Origin of the sequence: Streptomyces sp. NBC_01485, from assembly GCF_036227125.1 — a bacterium.
GTDB lineage: Bacteria > Actinomycetota > Actinomycetes > Streptomycetales > Streptomycetaceae > Streptomyces.
Map to the genome: position 1 here is coordinate 1,458,990 of NZ_CP109435.1, position 17,430 is coordinate 1,476,419.

The 17,430-nt window shown below is 71.4% G+C and carries 12 protein-coding genes; 5 read left to right on the plus strand and 7 right to left on the minus strand.

Features of this window, described 5'->3' with window-relative positions; genetic code table 11:
- Positions 1 to 203: 203 nt before the first annotated feature.
- From OG352_RS06830 to OG352_RS06850, 5 genes are read right to left on the minus strand one after another with little or no spacing between them, the layout of a single operon-like run.
- The gene (locus tag OG352_RS06830; RefSeq protein WP_329215400.1) at positions 204 to 809 is read right to left on the minus strand and encodes a GTP-binding protein; all 606 of its coding nucleotides are present in this window, start codon (positions 807 to 809) and stop codon (positions 204 to 206) included.
- On the minus strand, positions 790 to 4,446 hold the full coding sequence (locus tag OG352_RS06835) for a hydantoinase B/oxoprolinase family protein (protein WP_329215402.1): 3,657 nt from the start codon (positions 4,444 to 4,446) through the stop codon (positions 790 to 792). Before OG352_RS06835 ends, OG352_RS06830 begins: the two co-directional genes overlap by 20 nt.
- Positions 4,447 to 4,470: 24 nt before the next feature.
- Positions 4,471 to 4,866, minus strand: coding sequence for a DUF742 domain-containing protein (locus tag OG352_RS06840; RefSeq protein WP_329215404.1), 396 nt, complete (start codon positions 4,864 to 4,866; stop codon positions 4,471 to 4,473).
- A gap of 9 nt (positions 4,867 to 4,875) precedes the next feature.
- Positions 4,876 to 5,307 (minus strand): roadblock/LC7 domain-containing protein, encoded by a 432-nt coding sequence (locus OG352_RS06845; RefSeq protein WP_329215406.1) that lies wholly within the window; start codon positions 5,305 to 5,307, stop codon positions 4,876 to 4,878.
- On the minus strand, positions 5,304 to 8,228 hold the full coding sequence (locus OG352_RS06850) for a nitrate- and nitrite sensing domain-containing protein (protein WP_329223738.1): 2,925 nt from the start codon (positions 8,226 to 8,228) through the stop codon (positions 5,304 to 5,306). Before OG352_RS06850 ends, OG352_RS06845 begins: the two co-directional genes overlap by 4 nt.
- Positions 8,229 to 8,648: 420 nt before the next feature.
- Here OG352_RS06850 and OG352_RS06855 point away from each other — a divergent pair, with 420 nt between their 5' ends.
- Positions 8,649 to 9,299: a hypothetical protein gene (locus tag OG352_RS06855; RefSeq protein WP_329215408.1), complete on the plus strand. Its 651-nt coding sequence runs from the start codon at positions 8,649 to 8,651 to the stop codon at positions 9,297 to 9,299.
- Between the two features lie 134 nt (positions 9,300 to 9,433).
- Here the strand turns inward: OG352_RS06855 and OG352_RS06860 are convergent, their stop codons facing one another.
- Positions 9,434 to 10,618, minus strand: a complete 1,185-nt coding sequence (locus OG352_RS06860; protein ID WP_329215409.1) for an NAD(P)/FAD-dependent oxidoreductase — start codon at positions 10,616 to 10,618, stop codon at positions 9,434 to 9,436.
- A gap of 97 nt (positions 10,619 to 10,715) precedes the next feature.
- A complete protein-coding gene (locus OG352_RS06865; RefSeq protein ID WP_329215411.1) occupies positions 10,716 to 11,039 on the minus strand; it encodes a bifunctional 3-phenylpropionate/cinnamic acid dioxygenase ferredoxin subunit in 324 nt (107 codons plus the stop codon).
- A 323-nt stretch (positions 11,040 to 11,362) separates the two neighbouring features.
- Between OG352_RS06865 and OG352_RS06870 the strand changes: the two genes are divergently transcribed.
- The 4 genes from OG352_RS06870 to solA all read left to right on the plus strand — a co-directional run bounded on the left by OG352_RS06870 (position 11,363) and on the right by solA (position 17,345).
- Entirely contained in the window at positions 11,363 to 12,193 is an 831-nt protein-coding gene (locus OG352_RS06870; protein WP_329215413.1) for an IclR family transcriptional regulator, read from the plus strand.
- Positions 12,194 to 12,420: 227 nt separating this feature from the next.
- A complete protein-coding gene (locus OG352_RS06875) occupies positions 12,421 to 13,506 on the plus strand; it encodes an S-(hydroxymethyl)mycothiol dehydrogenase (RefSeq protein ID WP_329215415.1) in 1,086 nt (361 codons plus the stop codon).
- Positions 13,507 to 13,635: 129 nt separating this feature from the next.
- Complete coding sequence (locus tag OG352_RS06880) at positions 13,636 to 16,140, plus strand: GcvT family protein (RefSeq protein ID WP_329215417.1); 2,505 nt, start codon at positions 13,636 to 13,638, stop codon at positions 16,138 to 16,140.
- A gap of 35 nt (positions 16,141 to 16,175) precedes the next feature.
- Positions 16,176 to 17,345 (plus strand): N-methyl-L-tryptophan oxidase, encoded by a 1,170-nt coding sequence (gene solA, locus OG352_RS06885; protein ID WP_329215419.1) that lies wholly within the window; start codon positions 16,176 to 16,178, stop codon positions 17,343 to 17,345.
- The last annotated feature ends 85 nt before the right edge of the window (positions 17,346 to 17,430 follow it).

The following is a 17,430-nucleotide window of genomic DNA, read 5'->3' on the forward strand; positions in this document are numbered from 1 at the left end:
GGCAGGCGGATGAGCGGGGGGCTGGCAGGAGACGGCTAATCTGCTGGCGGGCTCGGTGCGCGGGGTGCTGGCATGGCGAGGGGGCAGCGTCCCGTTCAGGCACCAACCAGCGTGAGACGACGGTGCTGTGGGACGCGCCACGGACAAGCCGGTGCACAACGCGATCGTGTGCTTCTGATCCGCGACACGCGCGCGTGGGCGCCTCAGGTGGTGACGGGCTCGCGGCGTTCGGCCCCGTAGTCCATCGCGTGCTGGACCACGCCGACGAGGACGTCTCGGACCGATCTGCGGTCGCGGGCATCGCACAGCACCACCGGGATGCCGTCATCGAGGTCGAGGGCCTGGCGCACGTCCGCTTCCGGGTAACGGGCGGAACCCTCGAAGCAGTTGACGGCGATGAGGAAGGGGATGGAGCGCCGTTCGAAGTAGTCGACGGCGGCGAAGCAGTCCTCCAGGCGGCGGGTGTCGGCGAGCACGACCGCGCCGAGCGAGCCCTCGGAGAGCTCGTCCCACATGAACCAGAACCGCTCCTGGCCGGGTGTCCCGAACAGGTACAGCACCAGATCCTCGCGCAGGGTGATGCGCCCGAAGTCCATGGCGACGGTGGTGGTGTGCTTGCCCTCGACTCCGGTGGTGTCGTCGACCGGGCGGCCGGCCTCGGTGAGGTACTCCTCGGTGCGCAACGGCCTGATCTCACTGACGGAGGCGACCAGCGTGGTCTTGCCCACGCCGAAACCGCCGGCCACCAGGATCTTGAGCGTGACGGGCTCGACCGGGGGCTTGCCGCGCTCAGAACGCCCGAAGATCATCGTTCACTTCTCCTGCTTGATCACTTGACTGGGGGGTGGCGGGCGGTGGGCCGTAGCCTCCGCCGCCGGGGGTCTCGATGACGAGTACGTCGCCGGGGCCGACGTCCACGGTGTCGCTGCCGGCGAGCCGGACCACGGAGCCGTCCGCGCGTTCCACCCGGTTGGCGCCCAGCGCGCCGGGGGCGCCGCCCGCGAGGCCGTACGGGGGGATCCTGCGGTGTTGCGACAGGGTGGAGACGGTCATCGGCTCGTGGAACCGGATGCGGCGGACCGCGCCGTCCCCGCCGCGCCACCGTCCTGCGCCTCCGCTGCCGGGCCGGACCGCGAACTCGTCGAGTTGGACGGGCAGTCGCCACTCCAGGACTTCGGGGTCGGTCAGCCGCGAGTTGGTCATGTGGGTCTGGACGACGCTCGCGCCGGCGAAGCCGTCACCGGCGCCGGATCCGGAGGCGACGGTTTCGTAGTACTGGTGGCGTTCGTTGCCGAAGGTGACGTTGTTCATGGTGCCGGAGCCCTCGGCCTGGACCCCTAGGGCCGCGTAGAGAGCGCCGGTGATCGCCTGGGAGGTCTCGACGTTGCCGGCCACGACGGCGGCGGGCGGTTCGGGCGCGAGCAGGGAGCCCGGCGGCACGACGATCCTCAGGGGGCGCAGGCAGCCGTCGTTGAGCGGGATGTCGTCGTCGACCAGGGTCCGGAAGACGTACAGGACGGCCGCGTCGACGACGGAAGAGGGTGCGTTGAAGTTGGTGGTCAGCTGCGGTGAGGTGCCGGTGAAGTCGACGGTCGCGGAGCGGTTCTCGCGGTCCACGCGCACGCGTACCCGGATGATCGCGCCGGAGTCGGTCTCGTAGGCGTACTCGCCGTCCTCCAGAGCGTCGATGACGCGGCGCACGGCTTCCTCCGCGTTGTCCTGAACGTGCCTCATGTAGGCCTGTACGACGTCGAGCCCGAAGTCTCCGATCATGCGGGCCACTTCGTCGGCGCCTTTCCGGTTGGCGGCGATCTGGGCGCGGAGGTCGGCGAGGTTGGTCCGCGGGTTGCGTGAGGGGTACGGCGCTTCGGTGAGGAGGCGGAGGGTCTCCTCTTCGCGGAAGCGGCCGTTCTCGGCCAGCAGCCAGTTGTCGAAGAGGACGCCCTCCTCCTCGATGGTGCGACTGTTCGCGGGCATGGACCCGGGGGCGATGCCGCCGATCTCGGCGTGGTGGCCGCGCGAGGCGACGTAGAAGAGGAGCGTGTGCTCACTCTCCGTGGTTTCGGCGTGCTCGGCTTCGCCGGTGTCGAAGACCGGGGTGATCACGGTGACGTCGGGCAGGTGCGTGCCGCCGTGGTACGGGTCGTTGACCGCGTATGTGTCACCGGGGCGCATCGAGGAGCCGCGGCGGCGGATGACCTCCTTGACGCTCGTGCCCATGGAGCCCAGGTGGACGGGGATGTGCGGGGCGTTGGCCACCAGGTTTCCGTCCGGGTCGAACAGGGCGCAGGAGAAGTCGAGGCGCTCCTTGATGTTGACGGACTGGGCCGTGGACTCCAGGCGGGCGCCCATCTGTTCGGCGATGGACATGAAGAGGTTGTTGAAGACCTCGAGGAGAACCGGGTCGGCTTCTGTGTCGAGAGGGGAACTCTGCGTAATCGCCGTGCGTTCCATGACCAGATGCCCGTCGTGGCTCGTCGTGGCCTCCCAGCCGTCGTCGACCACGGTGGTGGCACTGGCCTCGGTGATGATCGCGGGGCCGGTGACGGTCTCGCCGGGAGGGAGGTCCTCGCGGCGGTGAAGGGGTACGTCGCGCCAGGCGCCGCCGGTGTGGAGGCGGACGGTCCGGGGTGCGGCGGGGTGGCCTTCGTACGGGGCGAGGGCGGACAGATCGGGGGGTTCGGTGATGCCAGTGGCTTCCACGGAGAGTGCTTCGACGACGATCGGGCGGTCAAGCATGAAGGAGTACGTGGCGCGATGACGTTCTTCGAAAGCACGCCTCATCAGGGCGGGTTCGGTGAGCTCGACGGTGAGGGCGGTGTCGGTGCCGTCGTAGCGGAGCTGCGCACGGCGGGTGATGCGGACGCGGTCGTCGGGGATGTCCTCGGCGCGGAGTTCGGCGCGGGCCGCCGTCTCCAGATCGTCGGCGGTCTTGAGGATCCCGGGCAGCGACGCGGCCTCCAGGGGTGCCTCCACGGACTGTTCGCGCATGGCGGTCGTGTCGGCGAGCCCGATGCCGAGCGCGGACAGCACGCCCGCCATGGGCGGGACGAGCACGGTGCGGATGCCGAGCGAGTCGGCGACCATGCACGCGTGCTGACCGCCCGCACCACCGAAGGTGGTGAGGGCGTAGCGGGTGACGTCGTGGCCCTTCTGGACGGAGATCCGCTTCACCGCGCCCGCGATGTCGGCGACGGCGATCTGCAGGAAGCCCTCCGCGACCTGCTCCGGTGTGCGGTCGTCGCCGATCTGCTCGTGGATCTCGCGCGTGAGGGCGGTGAAGCGGTCCCGTACGAGGGCGTCGTCGAGGGGCTGGTTACCGTCGGGCCCGAACACCTCGGGGAAGTGGGCGGGTTGGATGCGGCCGAGCATCACGTTGGCGTCGGTGACGGCGAGCGGGCCGCCGCCTCGGTAGCACGCCGGCCCGGGGGCCGCGCCGGCCGAGTCCGGTCCCACGCGGTAGCGGGAGCCGTCGAAACGGAGGACGGAGCCGCCGCCTGCGGCGACGGTTTGAATGTCCAGCATCGGGGCCCGCAGCCGCACGCCAGCGATCTGCGTGGTGAAGACACGTTCGTACTCGCCCGCGAAGTGCGAGACGTCGGTGGAGGTGCCGCCCATGTCGAAGCCGATGACGCGGTCGAAGCCCGCGAGCTGGGACATCCGGGCCATGCCGACGATGCCGCCCGCGGGCCCGGACAGGATGGCGTCCTTGCCGCGGAACTGGCTCGCCTCGGCAAGCCCTCCGTTGGACTGCATGAACATCAGTCGCACACCGCGCAGTTCGTCGGCGACATGCCGGACGTAGCGGCGCAGCACGGGCGACAGGTAGGCGTCGACGACGGCGGTGTCCCCGCGCGGGACGAGTTTCATGAGGGGGCTGACCTCGCTGGACAGCGAGATCTGCGCAAAGCCCGTGCGGGCGGCCAGCTGTCCGACGGCCAGTTCGTGCGCGGGGTGGAGGTGGCTGTGCATGCAGACGACGGCGACGGCCCTGATCCCGTCGTCGTACGCCTCCCGCATGGGACCGGCGAGGGCGTCCAGGTCGGGGGCGCGCAGGACGCCGCCGTCGGCGGAGACGCGCTCGTCGACCTCCAGGATCCGCTCGTACAGCAGCTCCGGGAGTTCGATATGGCGGGCGAAGATGTGGGGGCGGTTCTGGTAGGCGATGCGCAGTGCGTCGCGGAAGCCGCGGGTGATGACGAGCAGCGTGCGCTCGCCCTTGCGTTCCAGAAGGGCGTTGGTCGCGACCGTCGTGCCCATGCGGACGGCCTCGACGGGGTCCCCCGTGTCCGCCAGGAGGGCGCGGACGCCGGCGACCGCCGCGTCGGCGTACCGCGCCGGGTTCTCCGACAGCAGTTTGTGCGTCAGCAGCCGGCCGTCCGGGCGGCGCGCGACGATGTCGGTGAAGGTGCCGCCCCGGTCCACCCAGAACTGCCAGCCGGTCACGTCCTCACCTCGCTTCCGCGCTGCTCACAGCGCTCGGAGGCCGTTGATCACATCGCGCAGAATACTCTCGTCCGGCAGTTCGGCAGGGGGTACCGGCCGGTTCACATGGACGAATTCCGCGTCCACGAGGTCTCCGACCAGCACCCTTACCACTCCGATGGGCAGGTTGAGTCCTGCGGCGAGTTCGGCGACCGACTGCGGCGCGTCCTGGCACAGCTCCACGATGTCCACATGCTCGGGGGACAGCGAGGGGTCCGCTTCCGCGTCGTCGGCGTAGGGCTCGGCGACGACCACCGCGATCAGGTCGAGGCGGTGCTGGACCGCACTGGTGGTACGGCCACGCGTCATGGCGTACGGACGGACGACCGGCCCGGCATCGTCGTCGAACCAGTGACTTCTTCCCTGACCGTCTGTGCTCATGCCATCCCACTACCCGCCCGCGGGCACATCGGTGCGCGGGGCGGTGCCCAGATGTACGCCGACCCGCTTGACGAGGAGCGTCATCTCGTACGCCACCTGCCCCACGTCCGAGTCGGCGTCCGAGAGGACGGCGAGGCAGCTGCCGTCACCGGCGGCGGTGACGAACAGAAAGGCGTCGTCGAGTTCGACGACGGTCTGGCGGACGCTACCGGCCTCGAAGTGACGGCCGACGCCCTTGGCGAGGCTGTGGAATCCGGAGGCGACGGCGGCCAGGTGCTCGCCGTCCTCCCGGGACAGATCCTTGGACACACCCGTCGGCAGGCCGTCGCCGGAGAGGACGACGGCCTTGCGGATGCTGGCGACCCGGTCGACGAGTTCGTTGAGGAGCCAGTTCAGCTCGCCGTTGGTGGTGCTATGGCCGGTCGCCTTCGGTGCGGTCATCGACCGTCCCCCTTTGTCGTTCCTTGTGGTGCTGTGCCGCTGTGGGCGTCGTCGCCCGCGGCGTTCTCTACGCGACCGCGCTGCCAGCCGCGCTGGAGCGAGGCCATGCGGCTGCGTACCTCGTCGGCGTCCCGGTCTGCGGGGTCGGCACTGTTCTCGGTGCGCGGATCCGGGCCTTGGCGCAGTTGCGGGGCCAGGTTCGCCTGCCGTACACGCCGCGGCAGCGCTCCCGTGCCGGAGCCGGTGTCATGAGGCGCGGGTCCCTGATTGCGGGCACCGCTCCCCCGGTCACCGCCCTGCACGCTCCCGGCCGTCCCGGCGGACGCTGTGTCGGCACGCGCGGCCGGGTCGTCGGGGCCGCCGGACAGAGCCGGGGTCACTCGGCTACGCCGTGGGAGGAGCGGGGGCTGGGAAGGCTCCTCGGCGCCGCGGCCGGGGTGCTCCGGCGGTGCGGGTCGCTCGGTCGGGCCGCCGTGGTGGGGGATCTGTGCCGTCATGCCGCGGCGGCGGGACGGCAGGGGCGCGGGGCCTTCGTTCTCCACGCGGCGGGGGCCGGGCCTGGTCGGGGGCTCGGTGTCCGTCTCCGCGCGGCGGGGCCGTTGTTCCGAGACCGGGCGACCGTGCGAGCTGACCAGCTTCGGCGTGCGGCGGCCGGGCAGCAGCGGTACGGGGGCGGCCGGGTCGGCGGCGACGGTCCCGTCGGGGTCACCGGGGCCGTCGGACAGCCTGCGGTGCTGGTCGACGGCGTCGGCGGCCGGCTCGCCCTCGGCGCGGGTGAGGGAGCGGCGCGGGCGGAACAGGCCGCCGTGTTCGTCGTCGTCCTCGTCCAGGGCGACCGGGAAGCCACCGACGGCGTCCAGGCCGACGGGAGCCTCCAACTCGATCGGACCGTCGAACATCGAGGCGGGCACTCCGGGAAGCTGCACCGAGGCCGCGGAGAGCGCGGGCCTACGGGTCTCCCCGGCCGCCGTCTCCTTCGGGGGCCGGGGTCGGTCGAGCCGGAAGCCGATGCCGTTGGTGTCGGGAACGTCGTCGGTCAGGAGCGCGTCGGGAATGAAGACGACGGCGGTCGTCCCCCCGTACGGCGAGGGCTGCAGGGAGACGCGGACGTTCTGCCGTTGGGCGAGCCGGCTGACCACGAACAGCCCGAGGCGGTCGGTGTCGGACAGCTCGAATTCCGGTGTCTCGGCGAGCCGGAGGTTGGCTTCCAGGAGAGCCTCGGGTGCCATGCCGAGGCCACGGTCGTGGATCTCGAGGGTGAAACCGTTGGCGACCCGGTCGCCGAACACCTGGACGGCGGTGTGCGGCGGGGAGAACACCGTGGCGTTCTCCAGGAGTTCGGCCACCAGGTGGGTGAGGTCGGCGACGGCCGGGCCGGTGGCGGCGAGCCTCGGCAGGCGGCGGACCTCGATGCGTTCGTAGTCCTCGACCTCGGCGACCGCGGCACGCACGATGTCCATGAGCTGGACGGGCTTGCGCCACTGACGGGAGGGGGCCGCGCCGGAGAGGATCACAAGGCCCTCGGCGTGCCGGCGCATGCGGGTGGTGAGGTGGTCGAGACGGAAGAGGTCGGCGAGTTCCTCGGTGTCCTCGGTGCGGCGCTCCATGGTGTCGAGCAGCGTGAGCTGCTTGTGCAGCAGGACCTGGCTGCGGCGGGCGAGGTTGACGAAGACCTCGGAGACGCCGGAGCGCAGTTCGGCCTGTTTGACGGCCGCCTCGACGGCGGCGCGCTGGAGGGTGTTGAGGGCCCGGCCGACCTCGCCCAACTCGTTCCTGTCGTACTCCAGCCGCGGCACCTCGGTCTCCACGTCGACCTGTTCGCCCGCGGACAGGCGGCGCATCACGCTGGGCAGCCGCACGCCGGACGCGTCGTGGGCCTCCAGCCGGAGCTGACGCAGGTCGCGGATGAGGCCCCGGCCGATGCGCACGGACAGGACGAGGGAGACGAGCAGTGCGATCAGTCCGAAGACACCGGCGACGACCGCCTTGACGATGACCCCGATGGCCACCGGACCGACCCGGTCCTGATAGCGGTCGTTGGCCTGCTCGTCCAGGGTGCCGAGTTCGTCCAGGACGTTTCCGGCCGCGGTGTCCCAGTTCCGGGCGCCGGCTCCCCGGGGCAGGTCGCCGGGTGCGGCGGCGACGACAGCCTGCTCGACCGTCCGCAGCGGAGCGGTCGTGGCGTTCTTCCAGAAGCTCTCGTAGCGTTCGCGCTCCGCGGTGGGCAGTTGGGCGAGGCTGATGTCGTAGACCACTCCCCGCTGGGCCTCGAGGTCGGAGACGTCGCGGATCTCCTCGCGGGTCAACTTGCCCACGACCAGGGCGGAGCCGAGCAGGGCATCCTCCTGGGAGAGCAGTTCACGGGCGCGGGCGACGCCGACCAGGGCCCGGTACTGCTTGTCCATGTCCACGCTGTCGACCACGTCCATCTTGGCCAGCAGCGCGTAACAGGGGTCGATCAGCTGGGTGTAGAGGTCGAGGGCCTGGGCTCGTTCGACGGTGCCCTCCTCGACGCTTCGGCGCAGGGAGTCGACGCCGTCGAAGGCGTCGAGCACCGCGGTCAGGCCCTCGCCGTCGTCCTGGTCGAGGACGTCGCGTACGTCGGGGTCCTGGGCGTTTTTGCGGATCTCGGCGAGTGCCTTGTCGGTGGCGGTCCGGGTGCGGCGCAGCGCGGACAGCGCGTCGGAGGCGCGGGGGTCGGCGAGGTAGACGAGGGTCTGGCGGCGTTCCTGCTGGACGACGCGGACGGTGTCCTCGACGGGGTAGCCGACCTTCTCGACGAGGGACGTCATGGTGAACAGGCGGCTCGCCTCGCGGCCCGTGAGTACCGTGGCGAAGCCCCAGATGGCGGTGAGCGACACCAACGGCACGAGGAGCAACGCCACGATCTTCCGGCGGATCGACTTCCCGCGAAAGCGCATGGCCTCCCCCAGCTCGAACCCCCACCGGTAGGGGGTACGCATGTGCGTCAACAAACGGCGCGAGCCTACTACCGACGCGCAGTTAACTCGAAGAGCCGTCTGGAAGCTGAACTTCCGCACCCAGGGCGAGACATGGTGTGTTGTCAGGGCATTGTGGGAGATTACCTCCCCGAATCCAGTGCACGAACTCAGACGGGATCCGGTCGACTCCGCAAACGAGTTGGCCAGAATTTTTCGCAACGCGGGAATCTTCGGGGCATGTCGTTCGTCCTACTCATTGGGAATTGGGGGCGGAATCGGCCACACGAGCCGTATGCCGCACCTGGGCGGCGTAAATCAGCGCAAGCCGGGCAGCCACTGGGGAGCCGGGTCTTCGATCCGGAGGCGAGCGGTCTGCTGGCGGTGGGGAGTGACACGGTGATGGGCACGGCAGAGCGGCGTGAGGCGCTCGAAGAGGGCGCGGCGGCGGGCGGTACGGCGCTGCGGGATCCCGAGGCGTCGGGTGGCGGCATTCCGGCGAACGGGCACGTGACAGCGGAGCGGCGCGACAGTGGGACAGACAGGCGCGGGGCGACCGACCGCGGCGCCACAGCGGCCGTCGACTCGGCGCGAGCTGGTGTTCGACGGACCGGTGCGACCGGCGCCGGCGGTGCGACCGCCACAGGACAGGAGCGGGCGGCCTACCGGCCGTTGTGGGTGGAGGAGCCTGCGCGTCGGCGCCGGATGCCCGACCCGGTACGTACGGCGGCCGTGCGCGCGGTGCTCCTCATCGCCGTGACGCTGATTCAGGCGATGGTCGCCTTCCTGTGCACGCTGGCCGGATCCTGGCTGGCCTTCCCCATGGTGATCAGCGGCGTGGTGAGCACGGTGCTGGCCACCTGGGGCGCGCTGGACGTCTGGGTGACGCGCCAAGTGTGGAACCAGCGCAACGGTGTGGTGTCGACGCCGAGCAGTACAGCGCGTTCGCTGCGCCGCGAGCGCCGCAGGGCGCGCCGGCAGACAAGGGCCGCCGAGCGCGCGCAGGAGCGTATACGCAGGCAGAGCGGCACCGGGCAACTGTCCCACCCCTGAGGCCGGTCGGCGCGCTCCTGAAGCAAGCAGCGCGCCGGACGCCCCGGTCCAGGCCTGGGCAGGCCCTGCTCTGACCCTGGGCACGCCCTGAGCACCCCCGGACAGGTCATGGTCAGGGCTCGGTCCGGGCTCGGTCAGACCGTGCCGGACGCCACCCGTCCCTCCTCGCGGGCCAGTTCGCGTCGGGCTCGCATGAAGGGGCGCGGGCGGTCGACGGACAGCACCGCCGTGGTAAGGCCCGCGCGTTCGTACAGGGCGAGGAAGCCACCCTCGGCGGGGGCGCCGTCGTCGAGTCCTCCCTCGGTGATGCGGACGGTGTCGCCGTCCCGGCGCCGGCCGGCGAACTGGATGCGCACGCCGTACTGGTCGGACCAGAAGTACGGCACCGACCGCACCGTCTCGGCGGTTCGTCCGGCGAGCAGGTTGGCCACAGCCACGCGGGGCTGTTCGGTCGCGGAGGTCCAGTGCTCCATGCGGGAGCCGCCGACCCGGGCGACATCGCCGACGGCGACGACCTGCGGGAGTGCGGCGACACAGCCGTCGTCGCACAGGACACCGTCGTGCAGGGCCAGCGTCGAACCGTCCAGCCAGGCGGTGTTGGGGGTGGCGCCGATGCCGACGATCACGAGGTCGGCGGGGAGGATCCGGCCGTCGGAGAGTTCCACGCCGGTGACGGCAGTGGTGCCACGCAGGTCGGCCACACCGACGCCCGTGATCAGTTCCGCACCGCCGCGGCGGTGCAGGGTGGCGCAGACGGCGGCCATTTCGGCGCCGAGTGGGGGCACGAGGGGAAGCGGGGCGGCTTCGACGACGGTGACGGTATGGCCGAGGGAGGCACATGAGGAGGCGGTCTCGGCGCCGATGAAACCGCCGCCGATGACGACGACCTCGCGGTGGCCTCGGGTGAGTTCCTCGCGCAGGGTGCGGGCGTCGTCGAGGGTGCGCAGAGTGTGGACGCCGGTGAGTGCCTCGCCCGGAAGTCGGCGGGCCGAGGCGCCGGTGGCGATGACCACGCCATCCGTGGGGACGGTGCGGCCGTCGTCCAGGAGCACGGTCCGGCCGCGGGCGTCGAGGCCGCGGGCGCGGGTGCCGAGGAGCCACTCGGCCGCGAGGTCGCCGGTCTCCTCGGGGTCGGTGAGGGCGAGTTGGGCCTCGTCGGCCCGGCCGGTGAGGAAGTCCTTGGAGAGGGGAGGTCGGTCGTAGGGGTTGTGGGGTTCGTCGCCGATGATCACCAGGCGTCCGTCGAAGCCCTGGGCGCGCAGTTCACGAGCCGCGTACAGGCCGGAGAGGGAGGCGCCGACGACGGTCACGGTCCTCATGCGGTGCCGCTCCTCTCGGTCGGGACAGGGGCCGGAGCCTCTGAGGTCGGGTGGGTGAGGGCGGGAGTGAGGCGGGCGGCATCCGCTCGGGCCTCGGTCACGCCGCCGTCCCCTCCTCCGCCATCAGGTGGACGTGGATGACGCCGTCGTCGACGGTGACGCGATGGGTGCGGACGGGGCGGCGGGCCGGCAAACAGGTCGGCCGGCCCGTGCGGAGGTCGAATGCGGCGGCGTGCAGCGGGCATTCGACGAGGCAGCCCTCCAGCCAGCCCTCGGAGAGGGAGGCGTCCTGGTGGGTGCAGGTGTCGTCGATGGCGTAGAACTGGCCGTCTTCGGCGTGGAACACGGCGACGGGTGGGTTGGTGTCGACGCGGACGGACTCACCCTCGGGGAGGTCTTCGAGGCGGCAGACGGGTATCACGGGCCCCCCTCTCGGTCCGGGACGCTCGGTCCGGAACCTTGCGGTCAAGAGCAGAACTGCGGTCCAGAGCAGAACAAGGAGTTCTCGGGGAAATGCGCGAAGCAAACGGAATCTCGACCATTCCGGAGCCTCGTCGGTCCGGGGTGCCGTCGATCCGGGCTGGTCGGCCCCCTTTCGGGCGCCGGACGCTTCGGTAACATGGTGTTTCACATGGCGCACGATGACGCGCTATACGCAACAGAATCCGGGCGGGATGACGGTCGCGTCAAGGGTTTCCCGCAGATGCGGTCCGAACCGGGCCGCCAGATGGTGAGAGTTGAGCCATGACCCGCACGCAGAAGCAGTCCGACCGCGGCGAGGAGAACGCCGGGACCACGGAGAAGCAGAGCGGCAGGGGCGCGGCCAGTGCCGTCCAGTCGGTGGACCGGGCCGTGAGTGTGCTGGAGATCCTCGCCCGGCACGGCGAGGCGGGTGTCACCGAGATCGCCGAGGCGCTGGACGTGCACAAGTCGACCGCGTTCCGGCTGCTCGGCGTCCTGGAGAACCGGGGCCTGGTCGCCCAGGCCAAGGACCGGGGCAAGTACTACCTGGGGGCCGGCGTGCTGCGCCTGGCCGGAGCGGCCGCGGTGCGGCTGGACATCTCGCAGGAGGGCGTCCCGGTCTGCCGCGAACTCGCCGACGAACTGGGCGAGACGGTCAACATCGCGGTGCTCGACGACGACGCGGCCGTCAACATCATGCAGGCCCGCGGCACCGCCTCGGTGACCGCGCAGAACTGGCTCGGCAGACGCACTCCGCTGCACGCGACGTCCAGCGGAAAGGTGCTGCTCGCGCACATGACGCCCACCCTGCGCGAGGGCCTGCTCGCCCGCACCCTGCCGCGTTTCACCGAGCGCACGATCACCGGTGCGTCGATGCTGCGGGCCGAGCTGGAGGCGGTGATCGCGCAGGGGTTCGGCGTCACGATCGAGGAGCTGGAGCTGGGGCTGGCAGCCGTGGCGGCGCCGATCCGGGCGCACGACGGCAGGGTGATCGCGTCGATCAGCGTCTCGGGTCCGGTCTACCGGCTGAATTCGGACCGGCTGCCGGGGCTGGCGAAGCGGACGGTGGCGGCCGGGGCCGAGCTGTCCCGTCGTATGGGCTACGGCTTCTGACGGAGAGCAGGCAGACGACCTGAAGACGCGGACGCCGACGGACGGCGACGGACGGCGAGCACCCGGGCGGCAAGCGGCGAGCGCCTGTGTGTCCGACAGGTTTCGGCTCCTCCCCGTCGTTTTGCCGAGGGTTAACTCACGCCTCTTGACGGCTCCATGGTGCCGTTCCCAATATGTTCCTCATCGCGCAACCCACCGCGCATTGCGCAACAGTCGAGGAGGGGATCGTGCCTCATGAGGTCCGTGCCGTAGTCGCTGTCGGGAGGGGCGCACCGGTCGAGGTGCGGACGATCGTCGTGCCGGACCCCGGGCCGGGGGAGGTCCTGGTGTCCGTCCAGGCCTGCGGGGTCTGCCACACGGATCTGCACTACCGGGAGGGCGCGATCACCGACGACTTCCCGTTCCTGCTAGGGCACGAGGCCGCCGGGACGATCGAGGCGGTGGGCGCGGGAGTCACCGACCTGACGCCCGGCGACTACGTGGTGCTCGCCTGGCGGGCCCCTTGCGGGAGCTGTCGTTCCTGTCGCCGTGGCCGTCCCTGGTACTGCTTCGACTCCCGTAACGCCACCCAGCCGATGACGCTGCCCGACGGCACGCCACTCACCAGCGCCCTGGGCATCGGGGGCTTCGCCGAGAAGACGCTGGTCGCGGCCGGGCAAGCGGTGAAGATCGACCCGGCCGCCCGTCCGGAGGCCGCCGGTCTCATCGGCTGCGGGGTGATGGCCGGTTACGGCGCGGCCGTCAACACCGGCAACGTCGGGCGGGGCGACTCGGTGGCCGTCATCGGCTGCGGCGGCGTCGGCAACGCGGCGATCGCGGGCGCCTGCCTCAACGGCGCCATGAAGGTCATCGCCGTCGACATCGACGACCGCAAGCTCGACCAGGCGGAGAAGTTCGGCGCCACGCACACCGTCAACTCCCGGGGCACGGACCCCGTCGAGGCGGTCCGCGCCCTCACCGACGGGTTCGGCGTGGACCTCGCGATCGACGCCGTGGGCCGCCCAGAGACGTTCACCCAGGCCTTCTACATGCGCGACCACGCGGGCCTGCTGGTGCAGGTCGGCGTCCCCTCCCCCGAGTCGAAGGTCGAACTCCCGCTGATCGACGTGTTCTCGCGGGGCGGTGCGATCAAGTCGTCGTGGTACGGGGACTGTCTGCCCAGCCGCGACTTCCCCTACCTGATCGACCAGTACCTGTACGGGCTGCTCGATCTCAACGCGTTCGTCTCCGAGACCATCGCCCTGGACCAGGTGGAGGAGGCGTTCGCCAAGATGCGCCGGGGCGAGGTGCTGCGGTCGGTGGTGGTCCTGTGAGCGACGTCCGGCTCGTCGCCAACAAACCCGTCGTACACCCCGGACACGGGCAGGACACCACCCTCGGCGCCGGAAAGCCCCCCATCCCCACCCGCTGAGCACGTTCACCCCCACCCTGCAAGGAGGGGCATGTCCAGCACACCCACACCCACACCCACCCCAACCCCCGCATCCCATCCGCGCGGACGCACGGCCGTCCGCCCCAAGGTCGTCGTCATCGGGGCCGGCATCGTCGGCTGTTCGCTCGCCGACGAGCTGACCGCGCGCGGCTGGACCGACGTCACGGTCCTCGAACAGGGCCCCCTGCCCGCCCCCGGCGGCTCCACCTCGCACGCCCCCGGTCTCGTCTTCCAGACCAACCCGTCCAAGACGCTCGCCGAGTTCGCCCGGTACACGGTCGAGAAGTTCGGTTCGCTCCACGTCGACGGCGTCTCCTGCTTCGACCGGGTCGGCGGCCTCGAACTCGCCACCACCCCCGAGCGCCTCGCCGAACTGCACCGCAGGGCCGGTTACGCGGCGGCCTGGGGCGTCCGCGGCGAGATCGTCGGCGCGGCCCGCTGCAAGGAACTCTGGCCGCTGCTCGACGAGTCGCTGGTCCTCGGCGGCTTCCACACCCCCGACGACGGCCTGGCCCGCGCCCTGCTCGCGGCCCGCGCCCAGCAGGAACGGGCCGCGGAACGGGGCGCCCGCTTCCTGGACCGCCACACGGTCACCGGGATCGAGCAGGAGGACGGCCGCGTCACCGCCGTCGTCACCGACCGGGGCACCTTCCCCGCCGACCACGTCGTCTCCGCGGCCGGTTTCTGGGGCCCCGTGATCGGCCGGATGGCCGGGATCGACGTACCGCTGCAACCGCTCGCCCACCAGTACGTGAAGACGCGACCGCTGCCCGGACTGGCCGGAGCCACCGCCGAGGCGTCGCGGCCGATCCTCCGCTTCCAGGACCGTGACCTGTACTTCCGCGAGCACACCGACCGCATCGGCATCGGCACCTACGCCCACCGGCCGCTGCCCGTCGACCCGTTCGCGGTCCTCCCGTACGACGAGGCCCGCGCCCAGGGCATGGACATGCCCTCCTCGTACCCCCTCACGGCGGAGGACTGGGCGCCGAGCTGGGACGACTCCCGGTGGCTGATCCCGGCCCTGCGGGACGCCGAGATCGACGAGGGCTTCAACGGCGTCTTCTCCTTCACCCCCGACGGCATGCCGGTCCTCGGCGAGTCGCGGCAGGTCAGGGGCTTCTGGCTGGCCGAGGCCGTGTGGGTCACGCACTCGGCGGGCGTCGCGAAGGCCGTCGCCGAGTGGATGGTCGACGGGCGGCCCTCCCTCGACCTGCACGAGTGCGACCTCGCCCGCTTCGAGGAGGCGCAGCGCTCACCGTCGTACGTCCGCGAACGCGGGTGTCAGCAGTTCGTCGAGGTGTACGACGTCCTGCACCCGCTCCAGCCGATGGAGCGGCCGCGCCCGCTGCGCGTCAGCCCCTTCCACGCCCGGCAGCAGGAGCTCGGCGCGTTCTTCCTGGAGGGCGGCGGCTGGGAGCGGCCGCACTGGTACGAGGCGAACGCCCCGCTCGCCGACGGGCTGGACGTCCCCGAGCGCGACGCCTGGTCGGCCCGTTACTGGTCCCCCGTCGCGGCGGCCGAGGCGAAGGCCACCCGGGAGAGGGTCGCGCTCTACGACATGACGCCGCTGCGCCGTCTGGAGGTCACCGGCCCCGGCGCGCTCGCCTTCCTCGACCGGATGACCAGCAACAACCTCCGCAAGAAACCCGGCGCGGTCACCTACACGCTGCTCCTGGACGAGACCGGCGGCATCCGCTCCGACCTCACCGTGGCCCGGCTCGCCCCCGACCGCTTCCAGGTCGGCGCCAACTCCCCCGCCGACCTCGACTGGCTCCTGCGGCACGCGCCCCGCGACGTGCAGATCAGGGACATCACCTCCGGCACCTGCTGCATCGGCGTCTGGGGCCCGCTGGCCCGCGACCTCGTCCAGCCGCTGACCGGCGACGACTTCTCGCACGAGGGCTTCGGCTACTTCCGCGCCAGGGACACGTATCTGGGGCACGTGCCGGTGACGGCGATGCGGCTGAGCTATGTCGGGGAGCTGGGCTGGGAGTTGTACACCAGCGCCGACCTGGGCCTCAGGCTCTGGGACACGCTGTGGGAGGCGGGACAGGAGCACGGCGTGATCGCCGCCGGCCGCTCCGCCTTCAACTCCCTGCGGCTGGAGAAGGGGTACCGGGCCTGGGGCACCGACATGACCGACGAGCACGACCCGTACGAGGCGGGCGTCGGTTTCGCCGTGCGCATGGACAAGGACGGCTTCGTCGGCCAGGAGGCGCTGGAAGGCCTGGAGAACCGCGCCGCGCCCGCCCGCCGGCTCACCCCGCTCCTGCTCGACGACCCCGCCCATGTGGTCCTCGGCAAGGAGCCGGTGTACGTCGGCGGCGTCCCGGCCGGTTACGTGACCAGCGCGTCGTACGGCTACACGCTGGGCCGTTGTGTCGCGTACGCCTGGCTGCCGGCGCTGGCGACCGGGACGGCCGTGCAGATCGAGTACTTCGGCGCGAGGGTGCCCGCGACCGTCGCCGAGGAGCCGTTGTTCGACCCGAAGATGACCCGCATCCGTCGCTGAGACAGACACCCCAAGACGCCCACAGGAGGCCCTCCGTGTCCCCCACTTACGACGTCGTCGTCATCGGTCTCGGCGGCATGGGCAGCGCCGCCGCCCACCATCTGTCCGCGCGCGGTGCCCGCGTCCTCGGGCTGGAGAAGTTCGGCCCCGTCCACAACCGGGGCTCCAGCCACGGCGGTTCGCGGATCACCCGGCAGTCGTACTTCGAGGACCCGGCGTACGTACCGCTGCTGCTGCGCGCCTACGAGCTGTACGAGGACCTGGAGCGGGCCACCGGCCGGGAGATCGCGATCCTGCCCGGCGGAGTGATGGTCGGCCCGCCGGACTCGCGTACCGTCTCCGGTTCGCTGCTCTCCGCCCGGCAGTGGGACCTGCCCCACGAGATGCTGGACGCCAAGGAGATCCGGCGCCGCTTCCCGACGCTCGCGCCGCAGGACGACGAGGTCGCGCTGTTCGAGAAGAAGGCGGGCCTCCTGCGGCCGGAGAACACCGTGGCCGCGCATCTCCAACTGGCCACCCGGCAGGGCGCCGACCTGCACTTCGACGAGCCGATGACCCGCTGGGAGCCGTGCCGGGACGGGGTGCGGGTGCACACGGCCGAGAACACCTACACCGCCGGCCAGTTGGTGATCTGCCCGGGCGCGTGGGCGCCCCGACTGCTCACCGACCTCGGGGTGCCGTTCACGATCGAGCGGCAGGTCATGTACTGGTTCCAGCCGAGGCACGGTACCGAGCCGTTCCTGCCCGCCCGCCACCCGATCTACATCTGGGAGAACGCGGCCGGCGTCCAGGTCTACGGCTTCCCGTCGATCGACGGCCCCGACCTCGGCGCCAAGGTCGCCTTCTTCCGCAAGGGCGAGGTGACCACCCCGGAGACCATCGACCGGACGGTCCACGAGGAGGAGGTCCGGGCGATGGCCGACCACATGGCCGGCTGTGTACCGGACCTCCCCGGCACCTTCCTCAAGGCCGCGACCTGCATGTACTCGAACACCCCGGACGAGCACTTCGTGATCGCCCGGCATCCCGCGCACCCGGAGTCGGTCACCGTGGCCTGCGGTTTCTCGGGGCACGGCTTCAAGTTCGTGCCCGTCGTCGGCGAGATCCTCGCCGACCTCGCCCTGACCGGCGCCACCACTCACCCCATCGGCCTGTTCGACCCCGCCCGCCTCGCCGCCGCGCCCGCCGGAGGAGCACACTCGTGACGACGACCCCCGCCCCCGAGAACCCCTCCCCCGCGACCTCGGTCTCCGAAGCCTCCGCCGCCGAGGCCTCCGCCTCCGCCTCCGC